The sequence below is a fragment of the Streptomyces sp. E-08 genome, from assembly GCF_049913095.1.
Taxonomy (GTDB): Bacteria; Actinomycetota; Actinomycetes; order Streptomycetales; family Streptomycetaceae; genus Streptomyces.
On record NZ_CP183971.1, the window covers coordinates 2463957 to 2488824 of the forward strand.

Below are 24868 nucleotides of genomic sequence, written 5' to 3' on the forward strand. Positions count from 1 at the left end.
GCGACCTTCAGCTGGTCAGGTGTTCAAGGTGATCAGTGGTGGCCGTGGCCGCTCTGGATCTCCTTGTACTCCTCGACCGTGGGCTTGGCGATCTGGCTGTCGTCGCCGTAGTAGCCCTTGTTGAGCTTGACCCGCAGCTTCTCCATGCGGCCGATCTTGCGCTCCACGCCGTTCTCGTCGACGGCCGGCGGCAGCTCCGCGGCGTCGTACTGCTCGTGCGCCGTGAGGCGGTGCAGCTCGCCCTGGCTGAGCGGCTCGTGGACCTCGACGAACTCACCGTGCGGCAGGCGCTTGATGATGCCCGACTCGCGGCCGTGCAGCACCTTGTCCTTGTCGCGGCGCTGGAGGCCGAGGCAGATCCGCTTCGTGGCGACGAACGCGATGACCGGACCGGCGAAGAAGAAGATCCGCACGAACCAGGTGATCGAGTTGAGCGACAGGTGGAAGTGGGTCGCCCAGAGGTCGTTTCCACCACCCACGAGCATGATCATGTACGCGGTGATCCAGGCGACACCGAAGGCGGTGCGCGTCGGAGCGTTGCGCGGGCGCTGCGCGATGTGGTGCTCGCGCTTGTCGCCGGTGATCCACGACTCGATGAACGGGTAGACCGCGATGGCCGCGAGGACCGCCGGGAAGATCGCCAGCGGGATCATCACGCCGAGGACCAGCGTGTGGCCCCACAGGTTGATCTCCCAGCCCGGCATGACACGGATCAGACCCTCGGCGAAGCCCATGTACCAGTCGGGCTGGGCGCCGGTGGACACCTGGTCCGGACGGTACGGGCCGATGGCCCAGATCGGGTTGATCGAGGCGATCGCCGCGATGACCGCGATGACACCGAAGACCAGGAAGAAGAAGCCTCCGGCCTTCGCCATGTACACGGGCAGCAGCGGCATGCCGACGACGTTGTTGTTCGTGCGGCCGGGGCCGGCGAACTGCGTGTGCTTGTGGACGAACACCAGGATGAGGTGGGCGACCACGAGGCCCAGCATGATGCCGGGGAGCAGCAGCACGTGCGCCGAGTAGAACCGGGCGACGAAGTCGCCGCCGGGGAACTCGCCGCCGAACAGGAACATCGACAGGTACGTGCCGAGGACCGGCACGGACAGGATCGCGCCCTGCATGAAGCGGACACCGGTGCCGGAGAGCAGGTCGTCCGGGAGCGAGTAACCGGTGAAGCCGGTGAACATGCCCAGGAAGAACAGCAGGAAGCCGAACAGCCAGTTGATCTCACGCGGCTTGCGGAACGCGCCGGTGAAGAACACGCGCATCATGTGCACGAACATGCCGGCGAGGAAGATCAGCGCCGCCCAGTGGTGGATCTGCCGGATGAGCAGACCACCGCGCACCTCGAAGGAGATGTGCATGGTCGAGTTGAACGCCTCGGACATCAGCTGTCCCTGGAGCGGGACGTACGGTCCGACGTACTCCACCTCGTTCATCGACGGGTGGAAGAACATCGTCAGATAGACGCCCGTCAGGATGATGATGAGGAAGCTGTAGAGGCAGACCTCGCCCAGCATGAAGGACCAGTGGTCCGGGAAGATCTTCCGCATGTTGGCCTTGGCCAGCGTGTAGATCCCCAGGCGGCCGTCGGCCCAGTCCGCGACCCGCTCACCGGCGGGTGCTTTCTTTGATTCCGTCACGGTGCTCATCCGCGCTCCCAGAAGGCAGGACCGACGGGCTCGTCGAAGTCGCCGAGCGCCTCCAGGAAGCCCTTGTCGTTCACGCCGATCCGCAGCTGCGGGAGGGCGTGACCGGCCGGGCCGAAGATGACGCGGGCGCCGTCGGAGAGGTCGAAGGTGGACTGGTGGCACGGGCAGAGCACGTGGTGCGTCTGCTGCTCGTACAGGGAGATCGGGCAGCCCACGTGGGTGCAGATCTTCGAGAACGCGACGATGCCCTGGTGGGACCACTCGAGCTCGCGCTTGTCCTTGATGTCCTCCGGCTGGATCCGGACGATCATCAGGGCGGCCTTGGCGATCTCGGTCTGGAAGTGCTCGTCGTGCTCCGAGAGGCCCTCGGGCATCGCGAAGGTCAGCGAGCCGACCGCGACGTCCTCGGGACGCAGCGGCTCGTGCGTGTTCATGTTGATGAGCTGGAGCCCCTTGGTCCACAGCGTGGTCCGGAGCTTCTTCTCGGGCAGCGGGCCCATGTCACGCAGCAGGACGATGCCGGAGAGCGGTACGAGCGACAGCGCGCCGAACATCGTGTTGCGGATGAGCTTGCGGCGGCCCATGCCCGACTCCGCGGCACCGGCCGCGAAGTCCGCCATGACCTTCGCCTTGACCTCGGGCGACGCCGCCATCGGGTGACGCTCGTCGGCGACCTCGACGTCGGACATCAGGGTGCGGGCCCAGTGGACCGCGCCCGCGCCGATGAAGAAGAGGGCGGCACCGAGGGTCAGACCCAGGGCGAAGTTGAGCGCGGACACCCGGCCGAGGGGCCAGATGTACACGATCTTGTCGACCGGGAAGATCACGTACGAGGCGATGAAGCCGACGGTGGCCAGCATCGACAGCGTGAACATGAAGGCGACCGCGCGCTCGGACCGACGGGCGGCCCGCTCGTCGATGTCCTGGATGCGGGGCTTGTGGGGCGGGAGGCCCGGGTCGGCGAACGGGTCGTCGGCGACCTTCACCGCGCCGTGCGCGGTGTCCTGCCCTGCCGGCAGGTTCTCTTCTGGAATCTCTTGGCTACTCATGACTTCTTGGCCTTAGCGGTGTGGGCCGCGACCCAGATGGCAACTGCGATCAGCGCACCCAGACCGAAGACCCAGGCGAACAGGCCCTCGCTGACGGGGCCGAGGCCACCGAGCTTGAGACCGCCCGGGTTGTCGGCCTTGTCGCTGTTGACGGCCTGGACGTACGCGATGATGTCCTTCTTCTCCTTCTCCGGCATGGTCGTGTCGGGGAAGGAGGGCATGTTCTGCGGGCCGGTCTGCATGGCCTCGTAGAGGTGCTTCGGGCTCACGCCTTCGAGGCTCGGGGCGTACTTGCCGTAGGTCAGCGCGCCACCCTCGCCGGTGAAGTTGTGGCACTGGGCACAGTTGGTGCGGAACAGCTCGCCACCACGGGCGATGTCGGCACCGTCAGGGCTGTACTGGCCTTCGGTCGGCGTGATCGCACCGGCACCGAGAGAGGCGACGTACGCCGCGAGCTGATCGATCTCAGCCTGCGAGTAGATGACCTTCTTCTTCGGGACCTGGGCGCCCGGCTGCTGGGCCGGCATACGGCCCGTGCCGACCTGGAAGTCGACCGCGGCCGAACCGACGCCGACGAGGGACGGGCCGTCAGTGGTGCCCTGACCGCCGGTTCCGTGGCAGCTGGCGCAGCCGACGGAGTAGAGCTTCTTGCCCTCCTCGATGGCGAGGGACTGGGCGGTTTCATCGGCCTTCGCCGTGCCCGCGGGCGCGAACGCGGCGTACAGCCCCCCAGTGGCCGCCAGCGCGAGAAGTAGGACGACGACCGCCGCCAGCGGATGGCGTCGTCGTGCGGAGAGCTTTTTCACGGATTACCCCGGTGTCAGGATCTTCTGCGTCGATGCTTGCTGGATGTCTCGGTCCGCCGTGGAGGCGGCGCCGATTACTTGATCATGTAGATCGTGGCGAAGAGGCCGATCCAGACGACATCGACGAAGTGCCAGTAGTAGGACACGACGATGGCGGCGGTTGCCTGCTCGTGGGTGAACCTCTTGGCGGCGTACGTCCGGCCGAGGACCAGCAGGAAGGCGATGAGACCGCCCGTCACGTGCAGGCCGTGGAAGCCGGTGGTCAGGTAGAACACCGAGCCGTACGGGTCGGAGGACAGCGAGAGGCCGTCCTTCTTGACCAGCTCGGTGTACTCGAACACCTGGCCGCCGATGAAGATCGCACCCATCACGAACGTGATGATGAACCACGTCCGGAGCTTCTTCACATCGCCCCGCTCGGCGGCGAAGACGCCGAGCTGGCAGGTGAGGGAGGAGAGCACCAGGACCGTGGTGTTGGTCGCCGAGAAGGGGAAGTTCAAGGCCGAGGCCTGTTCCGCCCAGAACTCGGGACCCGTCACCGATCGCAGGGTGAAGTACATCGCGAAGAGGGCCGCGAAGAACATCAGCTCGGAGCTCAACCAAATGATGGTTCCGACGCTGGTGAGGTTCGGTCGATTGACCGACGGGTGCGCGTGCCCTGTTTCTACTGTCGTTACTGTCGCCACGACCGACATTATGTCGGTCGCTTATCCCGCCCTCACTCCGGGGGGTGCCGTTCGGAGTGTCAGGGGGTCGTGTCCAGCCCGAACGGCCCAGTGCGGAGGCGCCCGGGCGCCGTTCGAACAGGTGCTGAACGGGTGTTGACGGAGTGTGGACCGGAGTAGCATCCGGCGCATCGATCGACGACCTTCCCACGGACTTCCCCACGGAGGAACGATGCAGTCGAGTGCCACGGTCCTGGTCTACAGCGACGACGCGAACACCCGCGCACAGGTGCGGCTCGCGGCCGGACGCAGGCCCGCGACCGACGTTCCCCCGGTCGAGTTCGTGGAGTGCGCGACGCTGCCCGCGGTCCTGAAGCGCCTGGACGAGGGCGGGATCGACGTGTGCGTCCTCGACGGCGAGGCGGTGCCCGCCGGAGGCATGGGCGTCTGCCGGCAGATCAAGGACGAGGTCTTCCGGTGCCCGCCGGTGCTGCTGCTCATCGGGCGGCCCCAGGACGCCTGGCTGGCCACCTGGAGCCGCGCGGACGCCGCGGTGACCCTTCCGGTGGAACCGGTCGAGTTCGCGGCGTCCCTGGCGTCCCTGCTGCGCTCACGCCTGTCGATCGACGCGTGAGCCGTCCGGGGCGCGTGCGCTAGTCAGATCGAGGGCCTCAGGTTGCCCTTCTCGGTGGGGGCCACGGGGTTTCCGGCGGCCTCCACCAGGGCGCTGCCCTGGCGCCACTTGTTCCACTCCAGGTTCCAGTCGCCGAAGCCGTTGCCGAAGGTGTCCATCGTGTCGCCGTAGCTGTTGACGACACGGACGAGGTCTCCGGGGCGGACGGTCTCGAAGAACCAGGCCGCGTTCCCCGTCGACATGCCGACACAGCCGTGGCTGACGTTCTCGACGCCCTGAGAGCCGACGGACCACGGCGCGGCGTGGACGTACTCGCCGCTCCACGTCACCCGGGTGGCGTAGTACACCGGCAGGTCGTAGGAGTCGGAACTGCCCTCCGCGATGCCGATGCTGGTGCCCCGCATCCGGACGTAGTACTCCTTGCCGAGCACCACCTTGATGCCGTTACGGGTGGAGAAGCCCGGTTTGCCGGTGGTCACCGGAATGGTGTTGATCACTTCTCCGTTGCGCTTCACCGTCATGTAGTGCGACGCGGCGTCCGCGACGGCCTCGATCCGGTCCCCGATGGTGAGCTTCAGCGGCTTGGACGCGCCGCCGTAGAGCTTGTCGCCCACCTTGAGGCCGTCCAGGTTGCCGGTGACCGTGACGAGCGCCCCGGCCGGCCAGTACTCCTTCGGACGGAAGTGCAGCTTCTTGTCGTCCACCCAGTACCAGGCCCCCTCGACGGAGGGCGTGGAGCGGACCTTGAGGGCCCGTTCGACGACGGCGCGGGCCGACCGGTCCTTGACCGGAAGGCTGAGCTCCGCCGTGATGGGCTGTCCGACGCCGTACGTGCCCGCCTCCGGCCCGAAGGTCACGGTCAGGGCCCGTTTGGCCGGAGCCGTCTCGAAAGTGAACGTACGGGCGCCTGGAGCGCCGTCCTCGTCCTCGGTGGCCACCTGGACCGTGTAGCGGGCGCCGGCCGCCAGAGCGGCCGTGGAGCGCCACCGCTGCCCGTCCGCGGTGAGTTCGCCGGCGAGGTGGTGGCCTGAGGAATCTATGGCGGTGACGTCGGTGATCCGGGCGTCGTCGTCCTTGGCGGTGATCTCCAGGGGCTTCTCGGGGTCCGCCTTGGCGCCGTCGGCGGGAGCGCTGACCGCGAGCTGGTCGGCAGCGTCGTAGGCCCTCTCCGACAGCGGGTGACCGTCGGAGCCCGCGCACGCGGTGGCGCCCGCGTGGACGGTGACGGCCAGAAGAGTGCAGCTCAGAACAGTCCGAATGCGCGGCGTGTCGTTCATGACTTCACGCTAAGGACAATCCTCGCGACCAGCGCGCCGAGTGCTGCAAAAGAGGGGCCCGGACACTTCGTTGACGAAGTGTCCGGGCCCCTCGGTGTGCTCCGGTGCGGAGCGGGGTACCGCTACTGGTTCTGGTTCTCGCCCCGGTAGAACTCGAAGACCCAGCCGAACAGGCCGACGAGGATCAGCGGGAAGGAGAAGTACAGGATCCACCAGCCCATCGCGATGGCGAGGAAGGCGAGCGCGCCACCGACGGCCAGCGAGAGCGGCTGCCAGCTGTGCGGGGCGAAGAAGCCCACCTCACCGGCCTCGTCCGCGACGTCGGCCTCCTTGTCGTCCTGCGCCATCGCGTCGACACGCTTGGCCGTGAAGGCCAGGTAGTAGCCGATCATGATGGACAGGCCGAAGGCCAGGAAGAGCGCCGTCGTGCCGACCGGCTCCTTGGACCAGACGCCGTACAGGACCGCCATGGCAAGGATGAAGACGCTCAGCCAGATGAACATCTTGCCCTGGATCTTCACTTGCCGGCCTCCTTGCTGCCCGTGAGGGCCGCGGCCTCGTGCGGCTTGTTCTCGAGCTGGTCGACTGCCGCGATCTCAGGGTGGTGCAGGTCGAACGCCGGGGATTCCGAACGGATCCGCGGCAGGGTGAGGAAGTTGTGCCGCGGCGGCGGGCAGGACGTCGCCCACTCGAGCGAGCGGCCGTAGCCCCACGGGTCGTCGACCTCGATCTTCTTGCCGTACTTGGCGGTCTTCCAGACGTTGTAGAGGAACGGCAGGATCGACAGACCGAGCAGGAACGAGGAGATCGTCGAGATCGTGTTCAGCGCGGTGAAGCCGTCGGCGTTCAGGTAGTCCGCGTAACGACGCGGCATGCCCTCGGCACCGAGCCAGTGCTGCACCAGGAAGGTGCCGTGGAAGCCGATGAACAGCGTCCAGAACGTCATCTTGCCGAGCCGCTCGTCCAGCATCTTGCCCGTGAACTTCGGCCACCAGAAGTGGAACCCGGCGAACATCGCGAAGACCACGGTGCCGAAGACGACGTAGTGGAAGTGCGCGACGACGAAGTACGAGTCGGAGACGTGGAAGTCCATCGGCGGCGAGGCCAGGATGACGCCCGTCAGACCACCGAAGGTGAAGGTGACCAGGAAGCCGATCGTCCAGAGCATCGGGGTCTCGAAGGACAACGAGCCCTTCCACATCGTTCCGATCCAGTTGAAGAACTTCACGCCGGTCGGTACGGCGATGAGGAACGTCATGAAGGAGAAGAACGGGAGCAGCACGCCACCGGTGACGTACATGTGGTGGGCCCACACGGTCACGGACAGACCGGCGATCGCGATGGTCGCGGCCACCAGACCGATGTAGCCGAACATCGGCTTGCGGCTGAAGACCGGGATGACCTCGGAGACGATGCCGAAGAAGGGCAAGGCGATGATGTACACCTCTGGGTGTCCGAAGAACCAGAAGAGGTGTTGCCACAGCAAGGCGCCGCCGTTGGCCGCGTCGAAGACATGGGCACCGAACTTGCGGTCCGCCTCCAGGGCGAACAGCGCGGCCGCCAGGACCGGGAAGGCGAGCAGGACCAGGACACCGGTCAGCAGCACGTTCCAGGTGAAGATCGGCATACGGAACATCGTCATGCCCGGAGCGCGCATGCAGATGATCGTGGTGATGAAGTTGACCGAACCGAGGATCGTGCCGAAGCCGGAGAAGGCCAGACCCATGATCCACATGTCGGCGCCGACACCCGGCGAGCGGACGGCGTCCGACAGCGGGGAGTAGGCGAACCAGCCGAAGTCGGCCGCACCCTGCGGGGTGAGGAAGCCGGCCACCGCGATGATCGAGCCGAAGAGGTACAGCCAGTACGCGAACATGTTCAGCCGCGGGAACGCCACGTCGGGCGCGCCGATCTGCAGCGGCATGATCCAGTTCGCGAATCCGGCGAACAGCGGCGTCGCGAACATCAGCAGCATGATCGTGCCGTGCATCGTGAACGCCTGGTTGAACTGCTCGTTCGACATGATCTGCGTACCCGGACGGGCCAGCTCGGCGCGCATGAAGAGCGCCATGAGTCCGCCGATGCAGAAGAAGACGAACGACGTGACCAGGTACATCGTACCGATGGTCTTGTGGTCCGTGGTGGTGAGCCACTTGATGACCACGTTGCCGGGCTGCTTGCGCCGTACGGGCAACTCGTTCTCGTACGAGTCCTCAGCTGCGGCGGCACCCTGGGTTTCGTTGTGGATGCTCACAGTTGGTGCTTCTCCGCATTCCTAGCCGGGTCCGTCTGCTCGATGCCGGACGGGATGTAGCCGGTCTGCCCCTTCTCGGCCAGCTCCTTCAGGTGCTGCTGGTAGCGCTCCGGGGAGACCACCTTGACGTTGAAGAGCATCCGGGAGTGGTCGACACCGCACAGCTCGGCGCACTTGCCGAGGAAGGTGCCTTCCTGGTTCGGGATGACCTCGAAGGAGTTGGTGTGACCCGGGATGACGTCCTGCTTCATCAGGAAGGGGACCACCCAGAAGGAGTGGATGACGTCACGGGAGGTCAGGACGAACCGGACCTTCTCACCCTTCGGCAGCCACAGGGTCGGACCCGGGTTGCCGGTCTGCGGGTTCCGGTCACCGGGGACACCGGCGTCGTAGACACCGCCCGCGTTCTCCGGGAAGTCCTCGAGGAACTTGTCGGGGATCGAGGCGAGGTTCTTGTCCGTCTTGGCGTCACCCTGAACACCGGGCACGTTCTCGACGTAGTTGAAGCCCCAGCTCCACTGGTAGCCGACCACGTTGACCGTGTGAGCCGGCTTCGGGGTGAGCTCGAGGAGCTTCGACTCGTCGCGCGCGGTGAAGTAGAAGAGCACCGAGACGATGATGAGCGGGGTGACCGTGTACAGCGCCTCGATGGGCATGTTGTAACGGGTCTGCGGAGGTACCTCGATCTTGGTCCTGCTCCGCCGGTGGAAGATGACGGACCAGATGATCAGGCCCCACACCAGGACGCCCGTGATCAGGGCCGCGGCCCAGGAGCCCTGCCACAGGGAGAGGATCGTGGGAGCCTCTTCCGTGACGGGGGTGGGCATACCAAGGCGGGGGAAGTCTTCCCAGTTGTACGAGCAGCCCGTGGCTGTCGCCAGGATCAGGCCCGCAGTCAGCACCTGCGGCAGCTTCCGCCGCATCGGGCGCCGCGACGAGCGGTCGGAGCCGTTGGGACTCACGTAGCGCCTTCCCGAGAGTCTCGGCCCGCGTTGGTCGGCCACGGCCGTCCGTCTCGCTGGTCGGTCGCCGCCCCGGCCGCGGGCAGGGGTTTGGATGTTTATGCGGACCAAACCCTACTGGACGCTATTTGGGGTCGCGCGGGGAGGGTGCCCAACGCGCCGTCCGAGTCCCCGAAGGGGTGGACTCCGGGGTTCCGGAGGGGGGTCCGAGACGCCCGTTCGGCCGTCTGCCGACGCACCGGGGCGGGCTTCTGACGAGGGCTCACGGGGTGAGCGCCTCAGGGGGCGGGGAGCTCGGGCGGGGCGGGTCCCGGGGGGCGGGACGGGGGCTTGGGCGCGGGGGCCGGGGGCCTCTGGCGGGGGCCTTGGGTGGTGGGGGGCCGGGGGCCTTCGGGCGCGGAGGCCTTGGGCGCGGGGGCCCGGGGGCCTTCGGGCGCGGGGCTTCGGGGCAGGAGCCGCAGGACTGCGGGGGTGCGGGGCTGCGGGGGTGCGGCCGTGCCGGATCCCGGTCCGCCGCTCGCGGATCCCCGGCCTCTACGGTGGGCGGATGCCGTACTTCGACGCCGCGTCCGCGGCTCCGCTGCACCCCGTCGCCCGCCAGGCGCTGCTCGCCTCCCTGGACGAGGGCTGGGCCGACCCCGCCCGGCTGTACCGGGAGGGACGGCGGGCCCGGCTGCTCCTCGACGCCGCCCGGGAGGCCACCGCGGAGGCCGTGGGGTGCCGTCCGGACGAGCTCGTGTTCACTCCTTCGGGGACGCGCGCGGTTCACGCCGGAATCTCCGGGGCGCTCGCGGGCCGTCGGCGTGTCGGGAACCGGCTCGTGGTCTCGGCGGTCGAACACTCCTCCGTCCTCCATGCGGGCGAGTCGCTCGCGGCGGCCGGCGGCACGGTGACCGAGGTGCCGGTGGGCCGGTCGGGGGCGGTGGACGCGGACGCCTTCACGGCCGCCCTCGCCGTTCCGGGGACGGCCCTGGCGTGTCTCCAGTCGGCCAACCACGAGGTGGGGACGGAGCAGCCGGTGGCCGAGATCGCGGAGGCCTGCCGGGCGGCGTCCGTGCCGCTGCTCGTCGACGCGGCGCAGTCGCTCGGCTGGGGTCCGGTGCCGGAGGGCTGGTCACTGCTCGCGGCGAGCGCGCACAAGTGGGGCGGCCCGGCGGGCGTCGGCCTCCTCGCGGTGCGCAAGGGCGTCCGGTTCGCGCCCCAAGGCCCCGCGGACGAACGGGAGTCGGGGCGGGCGCCCGGTTTCGAGAACCTGCCGGCCATCGTGGCGGCGGCGGCCTCGCTGCGGGCGGTCCGGGCGGAGGCGGCGGCGGAGGCGGCACGGCTGCGGGGCCTGGTGGACCGGATCCGGGCGCGGGTGCCGGAGCTGGTGCCGGACGTGGAGGTGGTGGGCGACCCGGTGCGGCGCCTCCCCCACCTGGTCACGTTCTCCTGCCTGTACGTGGACGGCGAGACGCTCCTGTCGGAACTCGACCGGGAGGGATTCTCCGTTTCGTCCGGTTCGTCGTGCACGAGTTCGACGCTGACGCCCAGCCATGTGCTGCGCGCGATGGGGGTCCTGAGCGAGGGGAACGTACGGGTGTCCCTGCCGACCGGCACCACGGAGGAGGACGTGGACCGCTTCCTCACGGTCCTGCCGGGCGTGGTGGCGGGGGTACGGGAGCGGCTGGGGGCCCCCGGGGCTGTGACGCCCGCGCCGGCGCCCTCGGGCTCCCTGGTCGTGGACTCCCTGGGCAAGCGGTGCCCGATCCCGGTGATCGAACTCGCGAAGGTGATCGGAGAGGTACCGGTGGGCGGGACGGTGACGGTCCTGTCGGACGACGCGGCGGCGCGGCTGGACATTCCGGCGTGGTGCGAGATGCGGGGGCAGGTGTACGTGGGCGAGGAGACGTCCCCCCGGGGAGGCACGGCCTACGTGGTCCGCCGCGCGACGTGACCGCCGACCGCGCCCGCGCCGGGCCCGCGCCCGTGGCGGCGCCGGCACCCCCGCCCGTCGCGGGCAGGCGTTCCCTGGGGGCTGCGCCCCGCCCGCTGCGGGCATGCGTTCCGCCGGGGCGGTGCCCCCCCCCGTTGTGGGCATGCGTTCCGCCGGGGCGATGGGGGTCCCCCTGCTCGAGCGAAGCCGAGAGCTTGGGGGAGGGTGGGCACAACGGACGGCGCCCTTGCCGGCGCCAGAGGCTGTAGCGCCTGGACCCGCACCGGATGCGCACCGGGCATGGGGGCGGGTCCAGGCGCGGAACGCGGAGGCGCCGCGAAGGGCGCCGTCCCGTGTGCCCACCCGTCCCGCCCAGCGGGACGATTGCCCACACGGCGGTGGGCACCGCCCGGCCACGGCGCGGGCACACACGGCAGCGGGGCACCGCCCACCCGGGCGCGGGCACACACGGCGGCGGGGGCGGCGCCCTGCAGGGCACGGGCGCAACGGGCGGGCCCGGGGGGCCTCCCCGCGCGGGCGCACACGGCGGGGGCGCCGCCCGCCGAGGCGTGCCCACCCGGCGCGGGCTCGTGGGTGGGCGCCGTCGTGTCAGAGGAGGTGGGACTGGACCTCCGTCGCCGCGTCCTCGCCGTACGCCTTCGTGAAGCGCTCCATGAAGTTCGCCCGCCGCAGCGTGTACTCCTGCGTCCCCAGCGTCTCGATCACCAGCGTCGCCAGCATGCAGCCCACCTGCGCCGCGCGCTCCAGGCCCACGCCCCACGACAGGCCCGTCAGGAAGCCCGCGCGGAACGCGTCGCCGACGCCGGTCGGGTCGACCTTGGCGGTCTCCTCGGGGCAGCCGACCTCGATGGGCGTGTCGCCGACGCGCTCGATGCGCACGCCGCGCGAGCCGAGCGTGGTGACGCGGTGGCCGACGCGGGAGAGGATCTCCGCCTCGGTCCAGCCGGTCTTGGACTCGATGAGGCCCTTCTCGTACTCGTTGGAGAAGAGGTAGGTGGCGCCGTCGAGGAGCGTGCGGATCTCCTCGCCGTCCATGCGCGCGATCTGCTGCGAGAAGTCGGCGGCGAAGGGGATCTCCCGGTCCTTGCACTCCTCCGTGTGGCGGAGCATCGCCTCGGGGTCGTCGGCGCCGATGAGGACGAGGTCGAGGCCGCCCACGCGGTCGGCGACGGCCTTGAGCTCGATCAGCCGGGCCTCGCTCATGGCGCCGGTGTAGAAGGAGCCGATCTGGTTGTGGTCCTTGTCGGTGGTGCAGACGAAGCGCGCGGTGTGCAGGACCTCGGAGATCCGCACCGAGCCGGTGTCGACGCCGTGCCGGTCGAGCCAGGCGCGGTACTCGTCGAAGTCGTAGCCGGCCGCGCCGACGAGGACCGGGGCGCCGCCGAGCTGGCCCATGCCGAAGCAGATGTTCGGGCCGACGCCTCCCCGGCGCACGTCCAGGTTGTCGACGAGGAAGGAGAGGGACACCGTGTGGAGCTGGTCGGCCACCAGCTGGTCGGCGAACCGGCCGGGGAAGGTCATGAGGTGGTCGGTGGCGATGGAGCCGGTGACTGCGATACGCACGGCGGGGCGCTCCTGCGGGAAGGCGGTAATGACAGTTCACGCTACCGGGTGCGGCGCTCCCTGCCGAACAGTGGAAACTACCCCAGAGTAGGCCTTTTCCCCGGAGCGGTGTGGTGCATACGGTGCGCCCATGACCATCTACCCCGCTCCTCGTGAGCGACACGAGTCCGAGTTCAGCCTCGCCCAGCTGCGCGGGGACGGTGCCCGGATGGCCCCCCACTGGGTGACTCCGGCCGATCCGGCCCCCCTTCCGGTCTCCCCCGCGTCGATCCACGGGGTGGTCGTTCCGGCGGCCTCGGCCCGGCTGATCGACGCCACCGCCGAGTACGGCGGCTGACGGAGGGGAACCGTCCGGGCCTCCGCTCCGTCCCATCGGCGTTCGGTCGAGACGAGGGAGCGTTGCGGTGAGCGGTACGGAGAACGTACGGAGGCGGCGGAACGTCCTGGCCGCCTCGGTGGCGGCGGGTGTGCTGCTCGCCGGGGGCGGTGGCGTCTATCTCGCCGTCGCGGCGACGGCGAGCGGTGACGCCACGCCGTCCGGGGCCGGGAGCAAGGTCGCCGACGTGGCCGCGTCGCCCCCGCCGCTGCGGCTGGGGAACGGCGACAGCGGCGGCGGTCACGGCATCGCGCCGGGCGAGCCGGACCCGGGCGGCGGCCCGAGCGGGACGGTCTACAAAGCCGAGGGTCCACTCCCCCAGGGGCCCTCCTCGGCCGCGGTCCACCGGCCCGAGGGCCTGGTCACCTCGGCGGAGGTGACCAGGCTGGCCGCGGCGCTCGGGGTCGAGGGCCGGCCGGTGCTGGTCGGGGACGTCTGGACGATCCGGCCGGAGAAGGACGGTCAGGGGCCGCGCCTGGACGTGGCGAAGGCCGCCCCGGGGAGCTGGTCGTACTCCTGGTACGACGGCGGCCCGGTCGGCGACTCCTGCCTCAAGGGCAGGGCGTGCCCGCCGCCGGGAGAGGTGAAGCCCCCGAGCGGCGGTTCGCCGGTGAGCGAGGCCGCGGCGAAGGCGGCGGCGGCGCCCGTCCTGAAGGCGCTCGGCCAGGACGACGCGAAGGTGACCGCGACGCAGGTGATGGACGGCTCGGTGCGGGTGGTCAACGCCGATCCGGTGGTGGGCGGGCTGCCGACGTACGGCTGGTCGACGGGGCTGCACATCGGCCCGGACGGCCGGCCGGTCGCCGGGAGCGGGACGCTCAAGGAGCCGGTGAAGGGCGACACGTACCCGGTGGTCGGGGCGGAGAAGGCGCTCGCGGAGCTGAACGAGGACGCGAAGGGCACGGGCCCGGTCGGCATCGGCGGCTGCGCGACCGACCCGCCGGCGTCGGCCGGAGTCGACGGGAACGGGAAGGAGGACCCGGCCCCCGTCGACGGCAGCGGCAAGGACCCGGTCCCGCCCTGCCAGTCGATCGCCGAGATGGCGCCGCCGACCGAGGTCCCGGTGACGGCTGCGGTCTTCGGCCTGGCCGCGAAGGACGTGGCGGGCGAGCGGCTGCTCGTACCCTCCTGGCTGTTCACGGCGGACCCGGTGGACGCGGCGCCGTACACCGTGATCGAGACGGCGGTGGCGCCGGAGCACCTGGCTCCTCCGACGAAGCCCACGCCGCCGGACGAGGGCACGGCGCCGGCCCGGCAGATCACGTCGTACCGGACGGCCGAGGACGGCCGGAAGCTGACGGTCACGTTCTGGGGCGGGGTGTGCAGCACGTACACCGCCAAGGCCGTGGAGACCCCGGAGAAGGTGACCGTGCGGATCGACGAGAAGGCGGACCCGGGACGGGTGTGCATCGCGATCGCCAAGGAGATCACGGTGAGCGTGACGCTGCAGAGCCCGCTGGGTGACCGGTCCGTGGTGGACGCGGCGAGCGGGGAGGCCGTGCCGCGGCGATGAGCGCCCCCGGGCACACGTGAGGGCGGTGGCCCCGGGCATTCCCGGGGCCACCGCCCTCACGCACGTACAGGCTTAGCTGAACGAGTCGCCGCAGGCGCAGGAGCCCGTGGCGTTCGGGTTGTCGATGGTGAAGCCCTGCTTCTCGATCGTGTCGACGAAGTCGATCGACGCGCCGCCCAGGTACGGGGCGCTCATGCGGTCGGTGACGACCTTGACGCCGTCGAAGTCCTTCACGACGTCGCCGTCGAGCGAGCGCTCGTCGAAGAACAGCTGGTAACGCAGGCCGGAGCAGCCGCCGGGCTGAACGGCGACGCGCAGGGCCAGGTCCTCGCGGCCTTCCTGGTCGAGGAGGGCCTTGACCTTGGCCGCGGCGGCGTCGGACAGGAGGATGCCGTCGCTGACAGTGGTCTTCTCGTCCGATACGGACATCTGCTTCTCTCCCGGTGTGTACGGAGACTGCTTGCCGACGGTTGCAACCGACGGTGCCCCGGATTCATTCCGGGCCGAGTGGGGTCTTCCCTCTTTCATGCTCGCACACCCTGTCCAGGAACCACGGACCGCGAATTCGTCACATCGACACTATGGCCATCGTCATCCTGACGTGAAGCGGTTATGATAGATAGCGTCATTTCGACGAAAAGCGTTTCCCGAAGACCCTGAAGAAAGGGTGCGTGACGTGACCACCGCCCAGCCCCTGGATGTGCAGCCGACGCCGCTCGCCCTGCTCCTGCTCGGTCGCGAAGCCGACCCGAAGAGCGAGCGCGGCGTGGAGTGTCCCGGCGATCTGCCGTCGCCCTCCGACCCGGACCTCGTGGAGCGCGCCCGCGCCGCGAAGGAGAAGCTCGGGGACAAGGTCTTCGTGCTCGGCCACCACTACCAGCGCGACGAGGTCATCCAGTTCGCCGACGTGACCGGTGACTCCTTCAAGCTCGCGCGCGACGCCGCCGCGAAGCCCGAGGCGGAGTACATCGTCTTCTGCGGTGTGCACTTCATGGCCGAATCGGCCGACATCCTCACCGGTGACGACCAGAAGGTCGTCCTGCCCGACCTCGCGGCCGGCTGCTCGATGGCCGACATGGCCACCGCCGAGCAGGTCGCCGAGTGCTGGGACGTGCTGACCGAGGCCGGCGTCGCCGATCAGGTCGTGCCCGTCTCGTACATGAACTCCTCGGCCGACATCAAGGCCTTCACCGGCAAGCACGGGGGCACGATCTGCACCTCGTCCAACGCCGAGCGGGCCCTGGACTGGGCCTTCGAGCAGGGCGAGAAGGTGCTCTTCCTGCCGGACCAGCACCTGGGCCGCAACACCGCCGTCCGCGACATGGGCATGTCCCTCGACGACTGCGTGCTCTACAACCCGCACAAGCCCAACGGCGGTCTCACCGTCGAGGAGCTGCGCGCCGCCAAGATGATCCTGTGGCGGGGTCACTGCTCGGTCCACGGCCGCTTCTCGCTGGACTCGGTGAACGACGTCCGCGAGCGCATCCCGGGCGTGAACGTGCTCGTCCACCCCGAGTGCCGGCACGAGGTCGTCGCCGCCGCGGACTACGTGGGCTCGACCGAGTACATCATCAACACCCTGGAGGCGGCCCCGGCCGGTTCCAAGTGGGCGATCGGCACCGAGCTGAACCTCGTCCGGCGGCTGGCGAACCGATTCGCCGACCAGGACAAGGAGATCGTCTTCCTCGACAAGACGGTCTGCTTCTGCTCGACCATGAACCGCATCGACCTCCCCCACCTGGTGTGGACCCTGGAGTCCCTGGCCGAGGGCAACCTCGTCAACCAGATCCAGGTCGACAAGGAGACGGAGAGCTTCGCCAAGCTCGCCCTGGAACGGATGCTGGCGCTGCCGTAACGGTTCTCCCGTACGTACGCCGGAAGGGGCGGCCCCACTCGCGGGGGCCGCCCCTTCCTCATGCCGTACGGATCAGGCGCCCAGGACGTCCAGGACGTTGTCGACGGCGTCCACGGCGTCCGCGGCGCCCTTCCCCGCCTTCTTCAGCCTCCGGCGCTCCTTGCGGAGCTCCACCATCGCGTACAGCGTCGGCACGAGCAGCAGGGTCAGCAGCGTCGACGTGATCAGGCCGCCGATCACCACCACCGCCAGCGGCTGGGCGATGAAGCCGCCCTCGCCGGTGATGCCGAGGGCCATCGGCAGCAGGGCGAAGATCGTCGCCAGGGCGGTCATCAGGATCGGGCGGAGCCGGTGCCGGCCGCCCTCGATCACCGCCTCGACGACGCCCAGGCCCTGCGCCCGGTACTGGTTGATCAGGTCGATCAGGACGATCGCGTTGGTGACGACGATGCCGATGAGCATCAGCATGCCGATCATCGCCGGGACGCCCATCGCCGTCCCGGTGACCACGAGCAGACCGATCGCGCCGGTCGCCGCGAACGGGATCGAGACCAGCAGGATCAGCGGCTGGATCAGCGAACGGAAGGTCGCCACCAGCAGCATGAAGACGATCGCGACGGCCGCGAGCATCGCCAGGAACAGGTTGAGGAAGGCCTCGTTCTGGTCCTCGGAGACACCGCCGATGGTCGCCGTGGCGCCCTCCGGCAGGTCGAGCGCGCTGATCTTCGACTGCAGGGAGGCGCTCACCGCGCCGGTGTTGTCACCGACCGGCTTGGCCGTGATCGTCGCGGCGCGCGCGCCGTCGATCCGGGTCATCGAGACCGGGCCGGGGACCAGCTCGACGGTGGCGATGTCGCCCAGCTTCACCGGGCCGAGCGGCAGCGCCCTGAGCGCGGCCAGGGTGGTGGCCGGGTGGGCCGAGGTGATGAGGACGTCCCGCTCGCTGTCGTCGAGGATCGCCTTCGCCGCCGGGGTGCCCCGGACGGACTGGGCGACGATCGCGCCGAGCGAGGCGGTGTCGAAGCCGGCGTCGGCCGCCTTGGCGTTCGCCTTCACGGAGATCCGCGGGACGGACTGCGAGAGGTCGCTCTGGACGTCCGTGACGTCCTTCATCCCGGCGATCGCGGACCGGACCTGCTCGGAGGCCTTCTTGAGGACCTCCGGGTCCGCGGCCTTCACGACCACGCTCAGGTCGCCCGAGCCGAAGCCGTCGCCCGCGGCGATGGTGGTGTCGCCGATGCCGTCGAGGGAGCCGAGGCCCTTGTCGATGGCGTCACGGGTCTTCTCGTACGAGGCGGAGTCGTCCAGGCTCACCTTGTACGAGGCCTGGTTGGAGCCGGTGCCGCCGCCGAAGGCCGCCATGAAGCCCGAGGAGCCGACGGTGACCTGGTAGTCCTTGACTCCCTCGGTCGCCGCGAGGACCTTCTCGATCTTCTTCGCGGCCTCGTCCGAGGCGCTCAGGCTGGTGCCGGGCGCCAGCTCCTGCCGGACGTTGAGGACCTCCTGCTCGCCCTGGTCGAAGAAGTTCGTCTTCAGGAGCGGGGCCATGCCGAAGGTGACGACCAGGACGACGAGCGCGAGGGCCAGGCTCATGAACCGGCGCCGGGTCGCGAACCGCAGGACCGGCACGTACAGGCGCTGGAGGCGGCTCTTCTCCTCCTTCTCCTCGGCCAGCCTGCGCGCCTCCGCCAGGTCCTCCGAGGTGCCCTTGGGGGCGCGCAGGAACCAGTACGAGAGCACGGGGACCACGGTCAGGGAGACCAGCAGCGAGGCGAGCAGCGCCGCCGTGACCGTCAGCGAGAACGAGCCGAACAGCTCGCCGATCATGCCGCCGGTCAGACCGATCGGCAGGAAGACGGCGACGGTGGTGAGCGTCGAGGAGGTGACGGCGCCCGCCACCTCGCGGACCGCGGTGAGGATCGCGGTCTCGCGCTCCTCGCCGTAGCCCAGGTGGCGCTTGATGTTCTCCAGGACCACGATCGAGTCGTCGACGACCCGGCCGATGGCGATGGTGAGCGCGCCGAGCGTCAGCATGTTCAGCGAGAGGTCGCGGGTCCACAGCACGATGAGCGCGAGGACGACCGAGAGCGGGATGGAGACCGCGGTCACCAGGGTCGAGCGGATCGACGCGAGGAAGACCAGGATCACCAGGACGGCCATCACGAGGCCGAGCGCGCCCTCCGTGGTCAGACCGGAGACGGCCTTGGCGACGGCCGGGCCCTGGTCGGAGACCACGGTCAGCTGGGCGCCGGCGCCCAGGTCGCGGCGCAGCTCGGGCAGCTTCTCCTCGACGGCGTCGGAGATGGCGACGGCGCTGCCGTCCTTGTCCATGGTGGCCATGACGGCGAGGCTGGGCTTGCCGTTCGTCCGCGTGAGGGAGGTGCGCGGCGACTCCTCCTGCTTCACGGTGGCGACGTCGCCGAGCCGGACCGCCCTGCCCTTGCCGGGGACGGCCGCCGGGATGCGGAGGTCCTCGATCTGCCGCAGCGAGGTGTAGCCGCCGCCGACCTGGATCGTGCGGGACTTGCCGGCCTCCGAGAAGGCACCGGCCGGCATCGTGGCGCCGCCGGAGCGGAGGGCCTCGGCGAGCTTCATGGTGTTCAGTCCGGCCTCGGCGAGCTTCCGCTCGTCCGGGGTGACGGAGACCTGGAGGTCCTGGACGCCGCTGACGGAGACCTGGCCGACGCCCTCGATGTCCTGCAGGGCGGGCACGACGGTCCGCTCCAGCTGGTCGGCGAGCGCCTGCGGGTCCTTGTCCGAGGCGGCGGCGAGGACGACGGTCGGCATGTCGTCCGTCGAACCGGCGATCACCTGCGGGTCGACGGAGTCGGGCAGCTGGGCGCGGGCCCGGTTCACCGCCTGCTGGACGTCGGCGACCAGCTGCTTCGTCGACTCGTCGCCGTAGTCGAAGGAGGCCATGACGACGGCCATGCCCTCGGAGGCGGTGGAGGTGACCGACTTCAGGCCGTCCACGGCCTTCAGGTTGTCCTCCAGCGGCTCGACGACCTGCTTCTCGACCACATCGGGAGAGGCGCCCTGGTAGGGGGCGAGGACCGAGACCATGGGCAGCTCGATCGAGGGGAACAACTGCTGCTTCAGCTGCGGGATCGCGATCGCGCCGAACACGATCGCGACGATGGACATCAGCCCGATCAGGGCCCGTTGCGCGAGGCTGAATCTGGACAGCCAGGACATGGGGTCTCTCTTCTGTGGCGTACGCGTCGACAGGCGGGCACACCGCGGCACCCCCCACCTACACGATCAGCGATCCACGTCCGAAAATCCTCGGCCCCCGGGTCCACTTCCTTATCCCGCGCATACCGCGTCTGGAGTACGCGCTCACTCCACCCGGGGGCGTACGAGACCGGACTCGTACGCCGTGACCACCAGCTGGGCCCGGTCGCGGGCGCCGAGCTTGGCCATGGTCCGGTTGACGTGCGTCTTCACGGTCAGCGGGCTGACGTCGAGCCGCTCGGCGATCTCGTCGTTCGAGAGGCCGCCCGCGACGAGGACGAGGACCTCGCGCTCCCGGGCGGTGAGCGCGCCGAGCCGCTCGGTGCGGGCGCCGCCGCCCGCGCCCGCGGTCTCCGCCCCGGGGCCCTGCGCGAGGAAGGTGGCGATCAGCCCCTTGGTGGCGGCCGGGGAGAGCAGCGCCTCGCCTGCGTGCGCGATCCGGATCGCGCCGAGGAGCTCCTCCGGTTCGGCCCCCTTGCCGAGGAAGCCGGAGGCGCCGGCGCGCAGCGACTGCACGACGTACTCGTCGACCTCGAAGGTGGTCAGCATGACGATCCGTACGTCGGCGAGCTCGGGATCGGCGGTGATCATCCGGGTGGCGGCGAGGCCGTCGGTGCCCGGCATGCGGATGTCCATGAGGACGACGTCGGGCCGGGTGGAGCGGGCGAGCGCGACCGCCCCGGCGCCGTCCGGCGCCTCCCCCACGACCTCCATGTCGGGCTCGGAGTCCACCAGGACCTTGAAGGCGCTGCGGAGCAGAGCCTGGTCGTCGGCGAGCAGTACGCGAATCGTCATGCGTGGTCCTCCCCCGTCCCCCCCGTGCGGGGGGTCACCGGCAGTATCGCCTGGACGCGGAAGCCGCCGCCGTAGCGGGGGGCGGCGGTGAGGGTGCCGCCGAGGGCGCCGACCCGTTCGCGCATGCCGAGCAGGCCGTGGCCGCCGACGGGGGGCTGCTCGACGGCCCGCGGCGGGTCGGTCCTCGGCGTGCCGTTGTCGAGGACGGTGACCTCGACCGTACGGCCCACCCGGACGATGCTCACCTCCGCCTTCGCGTCCGGACCGGCGTGCTTGCGGACGTTCGTCAGGGCCTCCTGCACGATCCGGTACGCGGCGAGGTCGACGGTCGCGGGGAGCGTCAGGCCCTCGTCGGCGCGGGCCAGGGCGATCGGGAGGCCGGCCTTGCGGAAGCTGTCGAGCAGCCCGTCGAGGACGGCGAGGCCCGGCGCGGGCTCGGTGGGGGCCTCCGGGTCGCCGGACTGGCGCAGCAGCCCGACGGTGGCGCGCAGCTCGTCCAGGGCGGAGCGGCTGGCCTCGCGGACGTGCGCGAGGGCCTCCTTCGCCTGGTCGGGGCGCTTGTCCATGACGTGGGCGGCGACGCCGGCCTGGACGTTCACCAGGGCGATGTGGTGGGCGACGACGTCGTGGAGGTCACGGGCGATCCTCAGCCGCTCCTCGGCGACCCGCCGTCCGGCCTCCTCCTCACGGGTCCGCTCGGCCCGCTCGGCCCGCTCCCGGATCGCGTCGACGAAGGCCCGGCGGCTGCGGACGGCGTCCCCGGCCGCCGCCGCCATCCCGGTCCAGGCGAAGACGCCGAGGTTCTCCTGTGCGTACCAGGGGGTCGGCCCGAAGGCCATGGCCGCGGCGGTCAGCACGGCCATCGTCGCGAGCCCGACCCGCCAGGTGGTGGGCCGGTCGGTGCGCGAGGCGACCGTGTAGAGCGCGACGACGGCGGCCATCGCGATCGGGGCCGGGCGGTTGTCGTTGACCAGCTCGAAGAGGCTGATCGCGACGGTGAAGGCGAGCACGGCGAAGGGGCGGCGCCGGCGCATCACGAGTGCGGCGGCCCCCAGGACCATGATCAGCACGCTCCACGCGCCGGGGCTGCGGTCCCCGAAGGTCGGCCCGTCCGGGCTGCCGTGCGGATCGGTGAAGGACCCGGCGATCATGCAGACGAGCGCGCCGGCGGCGATCGTGGCGTCGAAGGCGAGCGGATGCGCGCGGAACCAGTCACGAAGACGGCTGTAGAGGGTGCCGGTGGCGGGCCCGGGGCCGGAGGGGGTCACGGGGGACAACGGTACGGGGCGGGGCGCCCGCCCCGACAGGTCCAGGTCCGGGGGCCGGGCGCGGGCGCACGGGGTGGGAAAATAGGAAGGATCCCGCTGCCCTGTGGGGGGCGGGATCCTTCGGGTGGGGATTCAGCCCGGGATCAGTCCGTCGTCCGAGAGCATCGCCCGGACCTCCTCCAGGCTGGCGTCCCCGGCCGGGAGGATGAGTTCCGACGGCTCCAGCGCGTCGTCCGGCAGGGGGGTGCCGAGCCGGCGGACGGCTTCGAGTACGGCGCCCAGCGTGCGCCGGAACCCTTCCTCGTCCCCCGACTCCATCTCTTCGAGCAGCTCGTCGTCCAGCCTGTTCAGCTCGACGAGGTGGCTGTCGGCCAGCTTCCACTGGCCCTCCCCCATGATCCGTACGATCATGACGCGTCCTGTCTGTCGCCTACTTCTCGAAGCGCGGGTGGGACTGCTGCTGAGCGCGGTCCTGCGGCGCGGCCGCGCCACCGCCCTCGATGGCCTGCTGCTGCGCCGAGGGGCCCCCGGCCAGCTCGGCCTTCATGCGCTGGAGTTCCAGCTCGACGTCCGTGCCGCCGGAGAGCCGGTCCAGCTCCGCCTGGATGTCGTCCTTCGCGAGCCCGGACTGGTCGTCCAGGGCGCCCGAGGCGAGCAGCTCGTCGATCGCGCCGGCGCGCGCCTGGAGCTGGGCGGTCTTGTCCTCGGCCCGCTGGATCGCGAGACCGACGTCGCTCATCTCCTCCGAGATGCCGGAGAACGACTCGGCGATCCGGGTCTGCGCCTGGGCCGCCGTGTACGTGGCCTTGATGGTCTCCTTCTTGGTGCGGAAGGCGTCCACCTTGGCCTGCAGACGCTGGGCGGCGAGGGTGAGCTTCTCCTCCTCGCCCTGCAGCGTCTGGTGCTGCACCTCCAGGTCGCTGACCTGCTGCTGGAGCGCGGCCCGCCGGGACAGCGCCTCGCGCGCCAGGTCCTCGCGGCCGAGCGCCAGCGCCTTGCGGCCCTGGTCCTCCAGCTTCGCGGACTGGCCCTGCAGCTGGTTCAGCTGGAGTTCGAGCCGCTTGCGGGAGGTGGCGACGTCGGCGACGCCCCGCCGCACCTTCTGCAGCAGCTCCAGTTGCTTCTGGTACGAGTAATCGAGCGTCTCGCGCGGATCCTCGGCCCGGTCAAGGGCCTTGTTCGCCTTCGCGCGGAAGATCATCCCCATACGCTTCATGACACCGCTCATGGGCTTCGCGCGCCCCCTTCTGACGGACTCGGCTCCAGCTCTTTCAACAGGATCCACAGTACGGGCCCTGTCTCCATTACCGCACTGTTCGGAGCGGGATGCGCTCCTCCCCAAGGACGACTGCGCGCGGTGTTCCCTCCCGCGCAGGGAGTAGATGGATCTCGGGGGAGACCGCGCCCGTCCTCCGTACGTACGCCCGAAGACGCAGTCCGTTAGCGGATCGTTCCCGCCCGGCATGGGGTTCATGCCCGCCACCCCGTACCCTTGGGTTTTGTGTTCCGTAGCCGTTCGAAGGACGAGAAGGCCCCCACCGACAAGGTGACGGCGGACCTCTCCACCAAGCAGCCCCGCGACCCCGAGGCCCCCAAGGGCCGCCCGACCCCGAAGCGGAGCGAGGCGCAGACCCAGCGCCGGCGCGCCGCGACGGTGCCGACCGACCGCAAGGAGGCCGCCAAGCGCCAGCGCGAGGCACGCCGCTCGGACCTGACCCGGCAGCGCGAGGCGCTGGCCAACGGCGACGAGCGTTACCTGCCCGCCCGCGACAAGGGCCCGGTCCGCCGATTCGTGCGCGACTTCGTCGACTCGCGGTTCGTGATCGCCGAGTTCTTCCTGCCGATGGCCGTGGTGATCCTCGTGCTGTCGCTGTTCGGCAACGCCAACCGGGGCCTGCAGAACATCTCCCTGCTGCTGTGGCTCGGTGTGATCATCCTGATCGTCATCGACTCGATCGGCATCTGGATCCGTCTGCGGAAGCAGCTCAACGAGCGCTTCCCGAACGAGCCGAAGCGCGGTGCCATCGCCTACGGCCTGATGCGCACGCTCCAGATGCGCCGACTGCGTCTCCCGAAGCCGCAGGTCAAGCGCGGAGAGCGGCCCTGAGCGCCGACAGTTCGGAGCCGGAGTCCGGCGGCCGCGCGTTCGGCGGGGCCACGTCGGAGTCGGGCGCCCCGGTGCTGCCGGCCGTCGCCCACTGGCCCGCCGGTCCCGGCGGGCTGCGCGACACCATCCGGCAGGAGATCGTCGCCCGTCAGCTCGACGAGCAGATAACCGGCCGCTACCCGGTGGGGCAGCGGCTGCGGATCCTCGACGCGGGCATGGGACAGGGCACCCAGGCCCTGCGCCTCGCCCGGGCCGGCCACACCGTGACCGGCCTGGAGGCCGACCCGGACCTCCTGAAGGCGGCCCGTGAGTCGCTGGCGACGGAGCCCGCGGGGATCCGCGAGCGGGTCCGGATGATCGAGGGCGACGGGCGCGAGACCGGGGTGCACTTCCTGCCCGGCAGTTTCGACGTGGTCCTCTGCCACGGCGTGCTCATGTACGCGGACGAGCCCGACGCGCTGCTCGCCGGCCTGGCCCGGATGCTGGCCCCCGGCGGCCTGCTGTCCCTGGTGGTACGGAACGCGGAGGCCCTGTCCATGCGGCCGGGGCTCGCCGGGGACTGGTCGGGGGCTCTCTCGGCCTTCGACTCGGACGTCTACACGGACGACAACGGCGTGAAGGTGCGGGCCGACCGGCTGGACGCGCTCACGTCGACGCTCGCGGGGATCGCCGCGCCGCTGCACGCCTGGTACGGGGTGCGGGTCTTCACGGACGACGTCCCCGCCGACGCGGGCCTGCCCGCCGCCGAGGAGCTGGAGCGGCTGCTCGCCGCCGAGGACCGGGCCGGGCGCACGGAGCCGTACCGGCGGATAGCGGCGCTGCTTCACCTGTGCGGCGTACGGGGCTGACGGAGGCGCGGGCGGCGGTCGCGCACCCCTGATCGGGTGCGCTCGCCGGGCCCGGAGCGGGGCGGAACCGG

The 24868-nt window shown here is 70.3% G+C and carries 22 protein-coding genes; 7 read left to right on the forward strand and 15 right to left on the reverse strand.

The features are described 5' to 3' along the window. Positions 1-32: 32 nt before the first annotated feature. The 4 genes from ACN9MM_RS11255 to ACN9MM_RS11270 form a co-directional block, all read right to left on the reverse strand. Positions 33-1655 carry a cytochrome b gene (locus ACN9MM_RS11255; protein ID WP_426363483.1) on the reverse strand — a complete coding sequence of 541 codons (1623 nt, stop codon included), beginning with the start codon at positions 1653-1655 and terminating at the stop codon, positions 33-35. Next, the gene (locus ACN9MM_RS11260; RefSeq protein WP_426363484.1) at positions 1652-2704 is read right to left on the reverse strand and encodes a Rieske 2Fe-2S domain-containing protein; all 1053 of its coding nucleotides are present in this window, start codon (positions 2702-2704) and stop codon (positions 1652-1654) included. Before ACN9MM_RS11260 ends, ACN9MM_RS11255 begins: the two co-directional genes overlap by 4 nt. Next, a complete protein-coding gene (locus tag ACN9MM_RS11265; RefSeq protein ID WP_352018946.1) occupies positions 2701-3510 on the reverse strand; it encodes a cytochrome bc1 complex diheme cytochrome c subunit in 810 nt (269 codons plus the stop codon). The genes ACN9MM_RS11260 and ACN9MM_RS11265 overlap by 4 nt, the downstream gene beginning before the upstream one ends. Before the next feature lie 74 nt (positions 3511-3584). Further along, the gene (locus ACN9MM_RS11270; RefSeq protein ID WP_382869919.1) at positions 3585-4205 is read right to left on the reverse strand and encodes an aa3-type cytochrome oxidase subunit III; all 621 of its coding nucleotides are present in this window, start codon (positions 4203-4205) and stop codon (positions 3585-3587) included. A gap of 202 nt (positions 4206-4407) precedes the next feature. Here ACN9MM_RS11270 and ACN9MM_RS11275 point away from each other — a divergent pair, with 202 nt between their 5' ends. After that, a complete protein-coding gene (locus ACN9MM_RS11275) occupies positions 4408-4809 on the forward strand; it encodes a hypothetical protein (protein WP_189802204.1) in 402 nt (133 codons plus the stop codon). Between the two features lie 23 nt (positions 4810-4832). On the opposite strand, the gene ACN9MM_RS11280 is transcribed toward ACN9MM_RS11275, so the two are convergent. The 4 genes from ACN9MM_RS11280 to coxB form a co-directional block, all read right to left on the reverse strand. Continuing rightward, a complete protein-coding gene (locus ACN9MM_RS11280; RefSeq protein WP_426363485.1) occupies positions 4833-6086 on the reverse strand; it encodes an Ig-like domain-containing protein in 1254 nt (417 codons plus the stop codon). A gap of 122 nt (positions 6087-6208) precedes the next feature. Further along, positions 6209-6607, reverse strand: a complete 399-nt coding sequence (locus ACN9MM_RS11285) for a cytochrome c oxidase subunit 4 (RefSeq protein WP_426363486.1) — start codon at positions 6605-6607, stop codon at positions 6209-6211. Continuing rightward, on the reverse strand, positions 6604-8340 hold the full coding sequence (gene ctaD, locus ACN9MM_RS11290; RefSeq protein WP_382869927.1) for an aa3-type cytochrome oxidase subunit I: 1737 nt from the start codon (positions 8338-8340) through the stop codon (positions 6604-6606). The genes ACN9MM_RS11285 and ctaD overlap by 4 nt, the downstream gene beginning before the upstream one ends. Beyond that, positions 8337-9302, reverse strand: coding sequence for a cytochrome c oxidase subunit II (coxB, locus tag ACN9MM_RS11295; protein ID WP_426363487.1), 966 nt, complete (start codon positions 9300-9302; stop codon positions 8337-8339). The genes ctaD and coxB overlap by 4 nt, the downstream gene beginning before the upstream one ends. 547 nt (positions 9303-9849) lie before the next feature. Between coxB and ACN9MM_RS11300 the strand changes: the two genes are divergently transcribed. Further along, positions 9850-11238, forward strand: a complete 1389-nt coding sequence (locus tag ACN9MM_RS11300; RefSeq protein WP_426363488.1) for a cysteine desulfurase/sulfurtransferase TusA family protein — start codon at positions 9850-9852, stop codon at positions 11236-11238. Positions 11239-11826: 588 nt separating this feature from the next. On the opposite strand, the gene ACN9MM_RS11305 is transcribed toward ACN9MM_RS11300, so the two are convergent. Continuing rightward, positions 11827-12801 (reverse strand): carbohydrate kinase family protein, encoded by a 975-nt coding sequence (locus tag ACN9MM_RS11305; RefSeq protein WP_426363489.1) that lies wholly within the window; start codon positions 12799-12801, stop codon positions 11827-11829. 130 nt (positions 12802-12931) lie between these two features. Between ACN9MM_RS11305 and ACN9MM_RS11310 the strand changes: the two genes are divergently transcribed. Next, a complete protein-coding gene (locus ACN9MM_RS11310) occupies positions 12932-13138 on the forward strand; it encodes a hypothetical protein (protein ID WP_382869935.1) in 207 nt (68 codons plus the stop codon). Positions 13139-13205: 67 nt separating this feature from the next. Continuing rightward, positions 13206-14690, forward strand: coding sequence for a hypothetical protein (locus tag ACN9MM_RS11315; RefSeq protein ID WP_426363490.1), 1485 nt, complete (start codon positions 13206-13208; stop codon positions 14688-14690). Positions 14691-14762: 72 nt separating this feature from the next. Here ACN9MM_RS11315 and ACN9MM_RS11320 read toward each other — a convergent pair whose 3' ends face one another. Then, positions 14763-15119, reverse strand: coding sequence for a HesB/IscA family protein (locus ACN9MM_RS11320; RefSeq protein ID WP_015033024.1), 357 nt, complete (start codon positions 15117-15119; stop codon positions 14763-14765). A gap of 247 nt (positions 15120-15366) precedes the next feature. Between ACN9MM_RS11320 and nadA the strand changes: the two genes are divergently transcribed. Continuing rightward, positions 15367-16545: a quinolinate synthase NadA gene (gene nadA, locus ACN9MM_RS11325; RefSeq protein ID WP_426363491.1), complete on the forward strand. Its 1179-nt coding sequence runs from the start codon at positions 15367-15369 to the stop codon at positions 16543-16545. Positions 16546-16617: 72 nt separating this feature from the next. Here nadA and ACN9MM_RS11330 read toward each other — a convergent pair whose 3' ends face one another. From ACN9MM_RS11330 to ACN9MM_RS11350, 5 genes are all read right to left on the reverse strand, one after another. Then, positions 16618-19740, reverse strand: coding sequence for an efflux RND transporter permease subunit (locus ACN9MM_RS11330; RefSeq protein WP_426363492.1), 3123 nt, complete (start codon positions 19738-19740; stop codon positions 16618-16620). A 144-nt stretch (positions 19741-19884) separates the two neighbouring features. After that, a complete protein-coding gene (locus tag ACN9MM_RS11335) occupies positions 19885-20574 on the reverse strand; it encodes a response regulator (protein ID WP_426363493.1) in 690 nt (229 codons plus the stop codon). Beyond that, a complete protein-coding gene (locus ACN9MM_RS11340; protein ID WP_426363494.1) occupies positions 20571-21842 on the reverse strand; it encodes a sensor histidine kinase in 1272 nt (423 codons plus the stop codon). The genes ACN9MM_RS11335 and ACN9MM_RS11340 overlap by 4 nt, the downstream gene beginning before the upstream one ends. A gap of 132 nt (positions 21843-21974) precedes the next feature. Continuing rightward, positions 21975-22253: a PspA-associated protein PspAA gene (pspAA, locus tag ACN9MM_RS11345; RefSeq protein WP_426363495.1), complete on the reverse strand. Its 279-nt coding sequence runs from the start codon at positions 22251-22253 to the stop codon at positions 21975-21977. Positions 22254-22272: 19 nt separating this feature from the next. Then, positions 22273-23070 carry a PspA/IM30 family protein gene (locus tag ACN9MM_RS11350; RefSeq protein WP_426363496.1) on the reverse strand — a complete coding sequence of 266 codons (798 nt, stop codon included), beginning with the start codon at positions 23068-23070 and terminating at the stop codon, positions 22273-22275. A 273-nt stretch (positions 23071-23343) separates the two neighbouring features. Between ACN9MM_RS11350 and ACN9MM_RS11355 the strand changes: the two genes are divergently transcribed. Both ACN9MM_RS11355 and ACN9MM_RS11360 read left to right on the forward strand, forming a co-directional pair. Then, positions 23344-23949: a DUF3043 domain-containing protein gene (locus ACN9MM_RS11355; RefSeq protein ID WP_426363497.1), complete on the forward strand. Its 606-nt coding sequence runs from the start codon at positions 23344-23346 to the stop codon at positions 23947-23949. Between the two features lie 71 nt (positions 23950-24020). Continuing rightward, positions 24021-24797, forward strand: a complete 777-nt coding sequence (locus tag ACN9MM_RS11360; RefSeq protein WP_383670189.1) for a class I SAM-dependent methyltransferase — start codon at positions 24021-24023, stop codon at positions 24795-24797. The last annotated feature ends 71 nt before the right edge of the window (positions 24798-24868 follow it).